Source organism: Streptomyces sp. NPDC001903, from assembly GCF_042891345.1.
GTDB lineage: Bacteria > Actinomycetota > Actinomycetes > Streptomycetales > Streptomycetaceae > Streptomyces.
Genome location: NZ_JBIASZ010000011.1, coordinates 142,733 through 155,625, shown reverse-complemented (window position 1 = coordinate 155,625; position 12,893 = coordinate 142,733). Strand labels below are relative to the sequence as shown.

The following is a 12,893-nucleotide window of genomic DNA, read 5'->3' as shown; positions in this document are numbered from 1 at the left end:
GGGCCCTCCATTCGAAGGCTGGAGCGGGTGGGGGACGGAGCCGTTCGGCGGGTGGCGCTCAGGCCTTCGCGCGGCGGACGTCGATGTTGCCGTGCCGGGTGCGGGCGTGGACCCGGACGGTCTCCTCGGTCCCTTCGGGGGTCTCGGAGGGGGTGAGCGCGTTCCGCACGTGTCCGGAGGTCGAGCTGACGTCGAGCCAGGCCGCCGTGCCCTCGCGGACGCCGATCTCGATGGCGCCGTACGAGGTCTCCAACTGGACGGTGCCACGGGCCACTTCGCCGACGCGCAGGGTGCCGTGGGCGGTGGTGGCGGTGACCGAGTCCTCGGCGCGCCGGATCTCGATGTCGCCGTTGGCGCCGCTCACCCGCAGCTCGCCGGTGGCCGCGCCGACGGTGGTGGTGCCGTGCGAGTTCTTCAGGACGGCGGGCCCGTCGACGAAGCCGACGCGCAGGCTGCCGGAGCTGGTGGTGATCTCGGCCGCGCCCTCGACCCGGTCGACGGTGATGGACCCGTGCGAGGCCTTGAGGTGCAGCGGCCCGGTGGTGTCGAGGCGGACGTCGCCGGAGGAGGTCTTCACGCGGACCTCGCCGAGCCGTCCCTCGCCGAGCACCTGGGTCCAGGCGCCGGTCATGTCGATGCGCGAGCCGGTGGGCAGTTCGACCGTCACGTCGACGACGCCGGTGCGGCCGAACATGTTGGACTTGGGCGTCCTGACGGTCAGTACGCCGCCCGAGTACCCGATCTCGGTCTGCTCGGCCGTCCGCACGTCCAGGTCCTTCTTCGGGTCGCGGGGGTTCACCTCGACGACGGTGTCGGGGCGGTCGCCGGCGACGAACTGGATGGAACCGGCCTCCACGCGCGCCGTGGCCGAGATCGGTTCGGGGGTGTCGAAAGAAGGCATGGCTGTCCCGTCCTCTTGGGTCTGTGGGGTTGAAGCGGTGCGGGTGATGTCCTGCGGGCGGTGCGGGTGTTGCCTTGCGCGGGCCGGGCTAGCGCACCCAGCCGGTGATGCTCTGTCCGATGCTCTGGATCTTCTCCGCCGGCCGCGGCCGGCTTCCGCCGTCGACCGCCGCCGACACGGCCCGCACCAGCCAGGCGTTGACCGACAGGCCCTCGCGGTTCGCGGCCTCCTCGGCGCGCGCCTTGAGGTGGGCCGGCAGGCGCAGGTTGACGCGGGCGGTGCCGCCCTCGTCGCCTTCGGCCGCGACCGGGGTCGGGAGGGGCTCGAAGGGCGCGGCCGGCTCCGCGGGGGCGGCCCTCTCGGCGGGCGGCAGCATCACCACGAAGTCGGGGTCGAGTCCGCGCAGCCGTACGTCGACCGAGCCGGGGGCGAGCTCGCGGGTGATCTCGTCCATCGCGGCGGAGAGCACGTTGAGCATGGTCAGCCGGGTCGCCGACTCCAGAGGGGCCGTGAGCCGCTCGGCCAGCTTCCGTGCGTCTTCCCCACCGGCTTCGGCGGCCACCGCGAGTTCGCGGCGAAGGTTGTCGACATAAGGCGTGAGGTCCATGGCTCAATGATGGCACCACAATGGCGCCACACGCAAGCCTTCATGGCACCACTTGCGGCGCCGATCCGGCGTAACCCCGCCCCACCTGCGGAAATGTAAGAGAAATCCACTGAATCAGGATGGCGCCACACGCACTCGGACCCCCTCGACGGTGCCGCATGGCACCGCCTGGCACCACTTGGCGCTATTTGGCGTCACGCGACGCCATGCGGTGCCATGTGGCACCAGGTGGTGCCACCGGCGTCACGCGGTCAGCCGGCCTGCGGGTCGTACTCCCCCGTCAGCAGCAGCTTCTTCTGCGGCTTGCCCATCGCGTTGCGCGGGATCGCCGCCACGAACCGCACCTCGCGCGGCCGCTTGTGCACGGACAGGTACGCGGCGACGAAGTCCGTGAGCTCCGCCCCCGTCACCCCCTCCGCCACCACGAACGCCACGATCCGCTGCCCCAGGTCCGCGTCCGGCACCCCCACCACCGCCGCCTCGCTCACCCCGGGGTGGTCCAGCAGCGCGTTCTCGATCTCCCCGGCGCCGACCCGGTACCCACCCGTCTTGATCATGTCGATGGAGGCCCGCCCCACGATCCGGTGCACCCCGTCCGCCGCGTCGACGGCCGCGATGTCGCCCGTACGGAACCACCCGTCCTCCGTGTACGCGGCCGCCGTGGCCTCCGGCCGGCCCAGGTACCCGGCGAACAAGGTCGGCCCGGTCAGCTGGAGTTCGCCGATCTCGGCACCCGGCTCGGCCGCGATCCGGGTACGGATCCCCGGCAGCGGGGTGCCGACCGTACCGGGCCGGACCTCGCCGCCCGCCCGCCCGCTGACGGTGATGAGCGTCTCCGTCATCCCGTACCGCTCCACCGGCCGCAGCCCGGTCAGCCGCTCCAGGTCCCGGAACACGGGCGCGGGCAGCGCCGCGCTCCCCGACACCAGCAGCCGGGCCCCGGACAGCGCGCCCGCGGCCTCCGCGTCGGCGGCGACGCGGGACCACACGGTCGGCACCCCGAAGTACAGGCTGCCGCCCGCCTCCGCGTAGGCCTCGGGCGTCGGGCGCCCGGTGTGGACGAGGCGGCTGCCGGTGCGCAGGGCCCCGAGCACGCCGAGTACGAGGCCGTGCACGTGGAAGAGCGGCAGCCCGTGCACGAGGGTGTCCTCGGCGCTCCACTGCCAGGCTCCGGCCAGCGCGTCCAGGTCGGCGGCGAGCGCCGCACCGGTCAGCACCACGCCCTTGGGCGCGCCCGTGGTCCCGGAGGTGTACAGCACCAGCGCCGGGTCCTCGGGCGCGGCGGCGGGCCCGCTCCAGTCGGAGCGCCGGGCGAAGTCCACGTCCACGACCTCGGCCCCGGAGTCCCGCAGGATGTGCTCGCGCTCGGCGGGCCCGGCGTCGGGCGGCAGCGGTACGAACGGCACCCCGGCCAGCAGCCCGCCGACCGCGGCGGCGACCGTCTCCAGGGAGGCCGTCGCGGTCATCGCGAAGGACTTCGCCCCGGCCACATCGGCGGCCACCGCCCGGGCCGCGCCCAGCAGTTCCTCGTACGAGGCGGTCCGCCCCGCGACGGAGACCGCGTCCGCCCTGTCCCCGTACACCCCGCCCAACGCCGTCAGCACGGTCACGTCCCCCTCGGTGTTCACTCCGGCCAGCTCGGGCCCAGGCTACGGCCCGCCGGCTCCACAGGGGCTCGAGCAGCGGGGCCGGGGCCGAAGCCCCGCACCCCCCGCCCGCGTTTCGGCCGGGCGCTCAGATGACGCCCTGGGCGAGCATCGCGTCGGCGACCCGCTCGAAGCCGGCGATGTTGGCGCCCGTCACGTAGTCGCCCGGGGCCCCGTACCGCTCGGCGGTCTCATGCGCGACCGCGTGGATCGAGCGCATGATGCCCGCGAGCTCGTCCTCGACGCGCTGCGCGCTCCACGCGATGCGGGCGGCGTTCTGGCTCATCTCCAGGGCGCTGACGGCGACCCCGCCCGCGTTGGCGGCCTTGCCGGGCCCGAACGCGACCCCGGCCTCCTGCAGGATCCGTACGGCCTGCGGGGTGGTCGGCATGTTGGCGCCCTCGGAGACCGCCTTGATCCCGTTCGAGACGAGCGTACGGGCGTCCTGGCCGTCGAGCTCGTTCTGCGTGGCGGAGGGGAAGGCCACGTCCGCCGGGACCTCCCAGACCCGTCCGCCCTGCACGTACCGCGCCGAGGAGCCGCGCCGCTGCGCGTACTCGCTCACCCGGCCGCGCTCGACCTCCTTGACCTGCTTGAGCAGTGCGAGGTCGATGCCCTTGTCGTCGACGACGTAGCCGTGGGAGTCCGAGCAGGTCAGCGGGTTCGCGCCGAGCTGCTGGAGCTTCTCGATCGTGTACAGCGCGACGTTGCCCGAGCCGGAGACCACCGCGGACAGCCCGTCCAGCGACTCGCCGCGCACCTTCAGCATCTCGGCGGCGAACAGGACGCTGCCGTAGCCGGTGGCCTGCGGCCGGATCGCGGAGCCGCCCCAGCCGGCCCCCTTGCCGGTGAGGACGCCCGCCTCCCAGCGGTTGGTGATGCGCCGGTACTGGCCGAACAGGTAGCCGATCTCGCGGCCGCCGACACCGATGTCGCCCGCGGGCACGTCGGTGTGCTCGCCGATGTGCCGGTGCAGCTCGGTCATGAACGACTGGCAGAACCGCATGACCTCGGCGTCCGAGCGGCCGCGCGGGTCGAAGTCGCTGCCGCCCTTGCCGCCGCCGATGCCCAGCCCCGTCAGCGCGTTCTTGAAGATCTGCTCGAAGCCCAGGAACTTCACCACGCCGATGTCCACCGAGGGGTGGAAGCGCAGGCCGCCCTTGTACGGGCCCAGCGCGCTGTTGAACTCGACGCGGTAGCCGCGGTTGACGTGGACCCGGCCGCGGTCGTCCTGCCACGGCACCCGGAAGACGATCTGCCGCTCCGGCTCCGTCAGCCGCTCCACCAGCGCCACCGCCGGATCCGCGTACTCGGGGCGGGCGGCGAAGACGGGCGCCAGGGTCTCCAGGACCTCCCGCACCGCCTGGTGGAACTCCGGCTGAGCGGGGTTGCGCCGCTCGATCTCGGCCCGCAGTGCTTCCAGCCTGTCCTTCGAGTCCTTCACGTGTGTCCTCCAGGGAGTGCGCGGTGCGTAGACGACGGCAGGTGCCTGCATGGTGCCAGCAGGTCCGCGAATACCGGTCGTTTCCGAGCGGAGTTGTCGCGGACGCACACTTTCCGAGACGATTCGACGACCCGTGAACGACCGCAAGCCGCACAGCCGACGATCAGCAAGGGGAACCGGACGTGGACGTCGCACGACTCGCCGCACTCATCGCCGCGACCATCACCACGGCCCTGATGGCGGGCCTGTTCTTCGCCTTCGACACCTCGGTCATGCCGGCGCTGCGGCGCTCGGACGACCGGACCCTCATCCAGGTGATGCAGCGCGTCAACGTCGCCATCATCAACGGCCTGTTCATGACCGCCTTCCTCGGCTCCCTGCTGCTGACGGCCCTCGCCCTGGTCCTGCACCTCGTCTCCGGCGGGGGCTCCGTGGCGCCGCCGCTGATCGCCGCACTCCTCGCGTACGCCGTCCAGCTGGGCGTCACGGGCCGGGTCAACATCCCCCTCAACAACGCCCTCGACCGGGCCGGCCCCGTCGAGCGCATCCCCGACCCGGCCGCCGTCCGCCAGGCCTTCGAGTCCCGCTGGGCGGCGGCCAACCGCTGGCGGACGCTGCTGTGCACGGTCGCCGTCGGCTGCCTGGCCTGGGCCCTGGTCCTCAGCGGCCGCCTCTGACGGGGCCCCGGCGGCGGCACTTCACCGGGCCGTGGCCCGCCCGTACAGGACCAGCGCGCGCACGAGGGAGATCAGCGCCGCCGTACTGCACACCGTACGCACGATGTTCGTGGCGACCCAGGTCCCCTTGAACCGGTCCACGATCGCGAAGTCGGTCAGCCGGGCCGCCTCGCCCGCGGCCGCGAGCTCGTTGTTCAGCGGGATGTTCACGGTGAAGGTGACCACCAGGACGACGAGGTACAGCACGGCCGCCGCCCCCGCCCACACCGCGACCCCGCGCCGGCCCGCGCGCAGTTCCACGGCCGCCGAGGCGACGGCGGCGAGCAGCGCCACCACGAAGACGGTGCCGAACAGGGCGTTCCCGTCGATGACGGAGTTGATGTTCTGCATCGCGGTGACGTACGTCCGCTCGTCGCCCCGCGCCAGCCCCGGCATCACCGAGACGTCGAAGGCGAAGAACAGGCCCGCCATCAGGCCCACGAGCACGGTCGAGACCGAGAGCAGGACGGCCGCGATCCGACTGCCGCCACCGGCGGCGATGTTCCCCTGCATGTGAAGCTCCCTTCCACTGCTGCCGATCCGATCCCGAAACATCCGCTGTCGGCGCCGGACACACCCTCGGTTAGGGTGCGGCCATGAGCACCTCCGCACTCCGCCTGGAGCCGGTCACCGCCGCCAACTTCGACGCGGTGTGCGCGGTACAGGTACGCCCCGACCAGGCCCATCTCGTCTCCCCCGTCGTCAAGTCCCTCGCCGAGGCCTACGTCCACGGGGACACCGCCTGGCCGCGCGCCGTCGTCGACGGGGACGAGGTCGTCGGCTTCGTCATGGCCTTCGTCGACATCGCCTGGAACCCGGAGCGCGACCCCTGCGACATCCGCTCGGGCATCTGGCGCCTGAACGTCTCCGCGGCCCACCAGGCCAAGGGCTACGGCCGCTTCGCCGTCCAGGCCGTCACCGCCGAGCTCCGCCACCGCGGCGCCGACCGCGCGTACGTCACCTGGGAGCCCGGCGCCGGCACGCCCGAGCCGTTCTACCTGGGCCTGGGCTTCCGGCTCACCGGCGAGTCGAGCGGCGGCCAGACCGTGGGCGTACTGGACCTGCCGCCGGCCTAGGCGGTGGCCTGGGCCGTGGCCTTCGGATCGGGCAGGACCACCGTGCGGGCGGGCCCGGCGGCCTCCGGTCGGACCATCGGCGCGGCCGCCGCCCCCGTACGGAACTCCTGCGGGCTCACCCCCCGCACCCGCTTGAACGCCGTCGACAGCGCGAACGCCGACCCGTACCCCACCCGCCGCGCCACCGTCGCCACCGTGGCGTCGGGCTCCCGCAGCAGGTCGGCCGCCAGCGCCAGCCGCCACCCCGTCAGGTACGCCATCGGCGGCTCCCCCACCAGCTCCGTGAACCGCCGCGCCAGCGAGGCCCGCGAGACCCCGGCCTTGTGCGCGAGCTCCTCCACCGTCCAGCCGTGGGCCGGGTTCTCGTGCAGCAGCCGCAGCGCCCGGCCGACCACCGGATCGCCCTGAGCCCGGTACCAGCCGGGGGCCCCCGAGCCCGGATCCGCGAGCCACGTGCGCAGCACCCCGATCAGCAGCAGGTCGAGCAGCCGGTCCAGGACGAGCTCCTGGCCCGGCTCGTCCCGGGAGATCTCCGAGGCGAGCAGCCCGATCAGCGTCGCGTCCGCGGCCGCCGCAGGCCGGACCACGACGGTCGGCAGCGCGCCCAGCAGCCGGCGCCCGATCTCGCTCGGCGCCTGGTAGGTGCCGCTCAGCATCACCGCCGACCCGGGCTCCTGGAACTCCGCGCCCCACGTACGCACGCCCAGCGCCATGCTCTCGGAGACGTCCTCGCCGTCCACGGTGCTGCACCGCTGGTCCGGGTCCACGGTGATCTGCACCGGCGTGCCCGGAGAGTCGGCGATCGTGTAGGGCTCCGGCCCCCGTACGACGGCCACGTCCCCCGGGCCGATCCGTACCGGCTCACCGCCGTCGGGCAGCAGCCAGCTCCAGCCGTGCACCATCGTGGCCACCGACAGCGGGGCCCGGTCCTCGATCCGTACCGCCCAGGGCGGGTTGTAGACGGCCTTGAGGAGGAAGGCGCCCCGGGCCTTGGGGCCTTCGAGCAGGCCGGTCAGCGTGTCCATGGCCCCATCCTCTCCCCGGCCGCGCGCCGGAAACTCAAACCTCCCAGACACCGCTCGCCGCCGCCTCGCGGGCGTAGTCGGCGAAGTCCTTCGGCTTCCGGCCGAGCACCTCCTCCACCCCGTGCACGAGATGCGCGTTGCGCCCGTCGAGGATCTGCGCGAACAGGTCGGCGAACTCCTCGGGCAGGCCGCTCGCGCGGAGCGCGGCCCGGTACTCCTCGTCCCGGACGGACACGTACGTGATCTCGCGCCCCGTCGCCTTCGACAGCTCGGCGGCGACGTCGGAGAAGCTCATCAGCCGCGGCCCGGACAGCTCGTACGTCCGGCCGACGTGCCGGTCGTCGGTCAGCGCGGCCACCACCACCTCGGCGATGTCGTCGGTGTCGACGAAGGCCTCGACGGCGTCCGCGGTCGGCAGGGCGATCTCCCCGGACCGTACGGGCTCCAGGAAGAAGTCCTCGTCGAAGTTCTGGTTGAACCAGCTGGCCCTGACCACCGTCCAGTCGGCCCCGGACGCCTTCAGGCTCTCCTCCGCACGCCGAGCGGCCTCCTCGCCCCGCCCGGACAGCAGCACCAGCCGCCCCGCCCCGGCGGCCGCGGCCAGCTCCGCGAACGCGCCGACCTGCTCGGCGGCTCCGGGAAACCCGAGGTCCGGGTAGTAGGTCACGTACACCCGGTCGACGCCCTCCAGCGCCGGCCCCCAGGTCCCGGGGACGTTCCAGTCGAAGGCGGGAGTCCCGGTCCGCGACCCGATCCGCACGGGACGCCCCTGAGCGCGGAGCTTCTGCGCGACGCGACGCCCCGTCTTGCCGTTCCCCCCGATGACGAGGGTGAGGGGGCGGCTGTCCTTCGTCGTCTGTGCCTGTGTCTGTGTCATGGCTCAAGTCAAGCCCGACTCGACGAGACGCAACATCGCCGAAAAGCTCAACTGCATGCGCGAGCGTCCACGCGGCGCTCAGGCGCGTCCGGCGTCCTCACCGAGGGTGTGCGCAACGAGGGCGTTGGCGTGGCCGTGCCCGATCCCGTGCTCGGCCTTGAGCCAGGAGACCAGCTCCATGTGCTTGCTCAGCGGCGAGGACCGGATCAGGTCCTTCCACTCCGCGACGGGACGCCCGTACTTCTTCTCGATCGAAGGGAAGTAACTGGCGGGGCCCTTCACCGGCTCGCTCATCTCTGCGGTTCTCCTGTCATCCTGGCTGTCGTCCTCGTACAAAGGTTGGACCCGGCCCGGCCCCGAAACTCATCGCTGCACCGCAGGAATCCTGGAAGATGTCCCGATGCCAAGTCGGCCGGAAACGGACACCCCTTCGGTCAAACCGGCCGATCCGGGTCCCTCAACTAGGGTCGAGATCAAGCAATGTGATCACATGTCGGTATGACCCCCACAAGGACTCTCCACCTGCTCTGCTCCGCCGCCCCGCCCGTCTTCGACGTGGCCCATGTGATCGAGGACGCCCAGTCCCGCGGCTGGGACGTCTGCCTCGGGCTCACGCCCACCGCCGCGCACTGGGTCGCCGGAAGCCTCGACGGCCTGGCCGCCCTGACCGGGCACCCCGTGCGGTGGCAGTACAAACTCCCCGGCGAGCCGGACGTGTGGCCCGCCGCCGACGCCCTGCTCTTCGCCCCGGCCACCTTCAACTCCCTCAACGCCTGGGCCCTCGGCCTCACCGACCGCTTCGCGGTCGGCGTCGCCGCCGAGGCGATCGGCAAGGGCACCCCCGTCGTCACCATGCCCTGCACGAACGCGGCCCTCGCCGCCCACCCGCAGTTCGACCAGTCCCTGGCCACCCTGCGCGGCGCAGGCGTCACCGTCCTCTACGGCGAGGGCGGATTCGTCCCCGGCCCGGCCGGCCCCGACGCCCCGCCCCACTTCCCCTGGCCGGCGGCCCTCACCGCCCTGGACGCGGCGACCACCCAGCACACCCCCTGAAGCCGGCGCCGGCTACTCCCCGGTCGCCCCGTCGATCGCCTCGCGCAGCAGGTCCGCGTGCCCGTTGTGCCGGGCGTACTCCTCGATCATGTGGGCCAGGATGTAGTGCAGCGAATACGCCTGATCACCGTGGTGTCCCTGCACGTCGAGCGACTCGGCGGCGTCCACGATCGCCCGGGACCGGGCACACGCGTCCTCCCAGATCTTGAACGCCTCCGCCGGGTCCGCGTCCTCGACATGGAACTCGGTCCACTCCCCGGCCGCGTTCCTCGGAAAGTAGCCGCGTACGTCCTCGGCGTTCAGGACGCAACGGAACCACCCCCGCTCGACCTCCGCCAGGTGCCGCACCAGCCCGATCAGACTCAGCCCGGACGGTGCGACCGCCCTGCGGCGCAACTGCTCGTCGGTCAGCCCGGCGCACTTCATCATCAGGGTGTCCCGCTGCCGCTGGAGGAGGCTGGTCAGGGTGGCTCGCTCATCGCCCGCCAGCACGGGCCGGGTCCGCTGCTCGTCGATCATCGTCCGATGATCACAGCCGTACGGCGGCCCGCGCCCCCCATTCCACATCCCGGACCGTTAACGCCGTTAACGCCATCAACGCCTCGGGCTCATCCGTGTGGATCATTAACGGCGTTAACGCCGGACGCCCCGCCGAGGGCGGGAGGTCCCCGGAGACGGCGGGACCCTCGATGCCTCAACGGCGTTAACGCCGTTAACGCCGTTAACGCCGCACGCCGACGGCGGCGCCGTTGTCCTCCCGCTGCCGCGACCGTACCCGTCCCCGTACCTGCCCCAGCAGGACCCGTACCACCGGCCCGGTCATCGCAGTCGTCACCAAAGCCATCAGCACCAGCGCCGTGAACAGCTCCGCCCCGATCACCCCGAGCCCGAGCCCCACGTTCAGCACCACCAGCTCCGTCACCCCCCGGCAGTTCATCAGCGCCCCCAGCGTCACCGCGTCCCGCGCCGGCTGCCCCGCCAGCAGCGCGGCCCCCGCCCCGCCGCCCCACTTCCCGGCGACCGCGACCGCAAGCACCGCCACCGCCCACAGCCACACCGCGCCGCCGCCCAGCAGCCCCATGTCCGTCTTCAGTCCGCTCCCCACGAAGAAGAGCGGCAGCAGCACCGGTACCGCGAAGGCCCGCATCCGCTCCGCCGCCGCCTCGACCACCGCCGTCCTCGGCACCACCGCCCCGAACACGAACGCCCCGAACAGCGCGTGCACCCCCATCGCGTTCGTCGCGTACGCCGCCAGGCAGAGCCCACTGCACAACAGGACCACCGCACCGGCGCCGGACTCCGCATCCGGAGCCCACCTCTCCACCGCCCACGCGAGCAACGGCCGGACGCCCCACCACATCCCCGCCAGGAACAGCCCGGCCAACACCCCCATGCCGGCGATGCCCCACCCGCCCCCTCCCCCGCCCCCCGGCGGCTGAGCCATGGCCACCACCAACGCCAGCAGGCACCACGCCACCACGTCGGCCACCGCCGCACACGCCATCGCCAGCGCCCCCACCGGCGTCCCGTACAGCCCCTGGTCCTTCAGGATCCGCGCCAGTACCGGGAAGGCGGTCACGCTCATCGCGACGGCCACGAACAACACGAACTCGGGCCGCCCGACCCCCTGCGGGGCGAGGGGCCCGTACATCGCCAGCGCCAGCAGGCTCCCGAGCCCCAGCGGGATCCACACACTCGCCTGGCTCACCACCATCACGGCCCGCCCCCGCCCCCGCAGCAACCCGGGGTCGAGCTCCAGGCCGACGAGGAACATGAAGACCAGCAGCCCCAGGTTCCCCAGTACCCCCAGGTACGGAAGGACCTCGCCCGGCAGCAGCCACCGGCTCCCGGCCGGCCAGAGCCACCCGAGCAGCGAGGGACCGAGCAGGATCCCCACCAGGATCTCCCCGACCACGGCCGTCTGCCCGAGCCTGCGCATCACGGCGGCGGCCACGCCGCACGCGAGAACGACGACGGGTACGGCCACCAGCACGGCTTCGAGCGGATCACGTGACGCTCCCACCACCACAGGCTTCCGCCGATCCCCCCGCCCCGGCAACGAACCGCCCCACACTTCCGGGGGTCCGACCGTTAACGCCGTTAACGCCGTTAACGCCGTCGAGGCCCGCCGGAAGGAAAAATCCCCGAACCGGTCACACTCCCGCCGTCCGCTCCGTCAGTGCAGTGAAGCAACGGACCGGAAGCACCGCACCGAGCGAACCCACACGGGAGACCACAATGACTGCACGCATGGGAAACCCCGCCCTCGTCGTCCCCGGCGCCATGGCCGGCCTGTCGGCCATCGGCAAGGCGGTCGCCGCCACCGGGATCAGCGAGCGGACCCTCGAACTCGTCCACCTCCGCGCCAGCCAGATCAACGCGTGCGGCGTGTGCCTCGACATGCACCCCAAGATCGCGAAGAAGCTCGGCGAGACGGACGAGCGCCTCTTCGCGGTCGCCGGCTGGCGCGACACCCCGTACTTCACGGACGCCGAGCGCGCCGCCCTCGCCCTGGCGGAGGCCGTGACCCGCGTCGCGGACCGCAGTGACCCCGTCCCGGACGAGGTCTACGAAGAGGCGGCCAAGCACTACGACGAGCAGCAGCTCGGCGCCCTGATCCTCTCCATCGCCACGGTCAACGTCTGGAACCGCATCAACGTGGCCACCCGCCAGCAGGCCGGCACCCCCTGGTCCTGACCGGACCCCGTTGACGGCGTTAACGCCGTTAACGGGGCCAACTCCGACGAACCGTCAGTCGCGCGCCGGCTAAAAGTACTTGTCGACTGGTTTTCTTTGGTTCCGCACGACTAGATTGAACCTTGTACGAGCTACAGCAGCGGCAAGCGGCAACGCACCAGGAGACCCACACATGGCAAGGGCCCGGCAGGAACGTGCCGAGATCACCCGGCAAGCGATCCTCGACGGCGCGGCCATCGCCTTCGACCGCTTCGGCTTCGGCGCCGCCAGCCTCAGCGACGTGGTCAAGCACGCCGGAGTGACCAAGGGCGCCCTGTACTTCCACTTCCAGTCCAAGGAAGCCCTCGCCCGCACCCTGATGGACGAGCAGTTCCAGATCTCCGAAGGCGTCCCCGCCATCGAGGAGCCCGGCCTCCAGACGGTCATCGACCTGACGCACCAGATGGCGTACGGACTGCGCTCCAACGTCCGCATCCGCGCCGCCATCCGCCTCGTCATCGAGTTCGGCTCCTTCACCAACCCGGACCCCACCCCGTACAACACCTGGATCGACACCGCCTTCGGCTGCCTGAAGCCGGCTCAGGACCGCGGCGACGTCTTCCCGACGCTCGACCTGTACGACCTCTCGACGCTCCTCGTCGGCTCGTTCACCGGGATCCAGGTCACCTCGCACGTCCGCACCGGCCGCGAGGACCTGCACACCCGCGTCATCGACCTGTGGAACTTCCTCCTCCCCGGCATCGTCCCCGCAGGCCGCATGCCCCGCTTCGACCCGGCCGGCTCGCCCGAGTGCCGGGCCGAGCTCGGGCTGACCACCACCCCGGAACCCCAGGCGGTACCGGTCGGCTGAC

Annotated in this window: 15 protein-coding genes; 5 read left to right on the top strand and 10 right to left on the bottom strand. The window is 72.3% G+C overall.

Translation table 11 applies throughout. From position 1 onward, the window contains the following. Positions 1-58 precede the first annotated feature (58 nt). The 4 genes from ACFYZS_RS24370 to gdhA form a co-directional block, all read right to left on the bottom strand. The gene (locus tag ACFYZS_RS24370; RefSeq protein WP_389016255.1) at positions 59-901 is read right to left on the bottom strand and encodes a DUF4097 domain-containing protein; all 843 of its coding nucleotides are present in this window, start codon (positions 899-901) and stop codon (positions 59-61) included. Positions 902-989: 88 nt separating this feature from the next. After that, positions 990-1,508 carry a hypothetical protein gene (locus ACFYZS_RS24365; RefSeq protein ID WP_389016252.1) on the bottom strand — a complete coding sequence of 173 codons (519 nt, stop codon included), beginning with the start codon at positions 1,506-1,508 and terminating at the stop codon, positions 990-992. Positions 1,509-1,759: 251 nt separating this feature from the next. Beyond that, on the bottom strand, positions 1,760-3,112 hold the full coding sequence (locus ACFYZS_RS24360; RefSeq protein WP_389016462.1) for an AMP-binding protein: 1,353 nt from the start codon (positions 3,110-3,112) through the stop codon (positions 1,760-1,762). A gap of 130 nt (positions 3,113-3,242) precedes the next feature. Next, complete coding sequence (gdhA, locus tag ACFYZS_RS24355) at positions 3,243-4,649, bottom strand: NADP-specific glutamate dehydrogenase (protein ID WP_389016249.1); 1,407 nt, start codon at positions 4,647-4,649, stop codon at positions 3,243-3,245. 131 nt (positions 4,650-4,780) lie between these two features. Between gdhA and ACFYZS_RS24350 the strand changes: the two genes are divergently transcribed. Continuing rightward, positions 4,781-5,275, top strand: a complete 495-nt coding sequence (locus ACFYZS_RS24350; RefSeq protein WP_389016246.1) for a DUF1772 domain-containing protein — start codon at positions 4,781-4,783, stop codon at positions 5,273-5,275. A gap of 21 nt (positions 5,276-5,296) precedes the next feature. Here the strand turns inward: ACFYZS_RS24350 and ACFYZS_RS24345 are convergent, their stop codons facing one another. Beyond that, on the bottom strand, positions 5,297-5,827 hold the full coding sequence (locus ACFYZS_RS24345; RefSeq protein WP_389016244.1) for an anthrone oxygenase family protein: 531 nt from the start codon (positions 5,825-5,827) through the stop codon (positions 5,297-5,299). Between the two features lie 83 nt (positions 5,828-5,910). Between ACFYZS_RS24345 and ACFYZS_RS24340 the strand changes: the two genes are divergently transcribed. Further along, positions 5,911-6,390: a GNAT family N-acetyltransferase gene (locus ACFYZS_RS24340; RefSeq protein WP_389016241.1), complete on the top strand. Its 480-nt coding sequence runs from the start codon at positions 5,911-5,913 to the stop codon at positions 6,388-6,390. On the opposite strand, the gene ACFYZS_RS24335 is transcribed toward ACFYZS_RS24340, so the two are convergent. From ACFYZS_RS24335 to ACFYZS_RS24325, 3 genes are all read right to left on the bottom strand, one after another. Continuing rightward, entirely contained in the window at positions 6,387-7,415 is a 1,029-nt protein-coding gene (locus ACFYZS_RS24335) for an AraC family transcriptional regulator (RefSeq protein WP_389016238.1), read from the bottom strand. The two genes, ACFYZS_RS24340 and ACFYZS_RS24335, sit on opposite strands and share 4 nt — an antisense overlap. A 34-nt stretch (positions 7,416-7,449) precedes the next feature. Then, entirely contained in the window at positions 7,450-8,292 is an 843-nt protein-coding gene (locus ACFYZS_RS24330) for an NAD(P)H-binding protein (RefSeq protein WP_389016235.1), read from the bottom strand. 78 nt (positions 8,293-8,370) lie between these two features. Beyond that, positions 8,371-8,586 carry a DUF4287 domain-containing protein gene (locus ACFYZS_RS24325; protein ID WP_229344221.1) on the bottom strand — a complete coding sequence of 72 codons (216 nt, stop codon included), beginning with the start codon at positions 8,584-8,586 and terminating at the stop codon, positions 8,371-8,373. A gap of 204 nt (positions 8,587-8,790) precedes the next feature. Here ACFYZS_RS24325 and ACFYZS_RS24320 point away from each other — a divergent pair, with 204 nt between their 5' ends. After that, entirely contained in the window at positions 8,791-9,345 is a 555-nt protein-coding gene (locus ACFYZS_RS24320; protein ID WP_389016232.1) for a flavoprotein, read from the top strand. Positions 9,346-9,357: 12 nt separating this feature from the next. On the opposite strand, the gene ACFYZS_RS24315 is transcribed toward ACFYZS_RS24320, so the two are convergent. Continuing rightward, entirely contained in the window at positions 9,358-9,864 is a 507-nt protein-coding gene (locus ACFYZS_RS24315; RefSeq protein WP_389016229.1) for a DinB family protein, read from the bottom strand. A gap of 202 nt (positions 9,865-10,066) precedes the next feature. Next, entirely contained in the window at positions 10,067-11,368 is a 1,302-nt protein-coding gene (locus tag ACFYZS_RS24310) for a cation:proton antiporter (RefSeq protein WP_389016226.1), read from the bottom strand. A gap of 215 nt (positions 11,369-11,583) precedes the next feature. Here ACFYZS_RS24310 and ACFYZS_RS24305 point away from each other — a divergent pair, with 215 nt between their 5' ends. Next, positions 11,584-12,042, top strand: a complete 459-nt coding sequence (locus ACFYZS_RS24305) for a carboxymuconolactone decarboxylase family protein (protein ID WP_389016223.1) — start codon at positions 11,584-11,586, stop codon at positions 12,040-12,042. Positions 12,043-12,214: 172 nt separating this feature from the next. Further along, positions 12,215-12,892 carry a ScbR family autoregulator-binding transcription factor gene (locus ACFYZS_RS24300; protein ID WP_389016219.1) on the top strand — a complete coding sequence of 226 codons (678 nt, stop codon included), beginning with the start codon at positions 12,215-12,217 and terminating at the stop codon, positions 12,890-12,892. Position 12,893 lies beyond the last annotated feature (1 nt).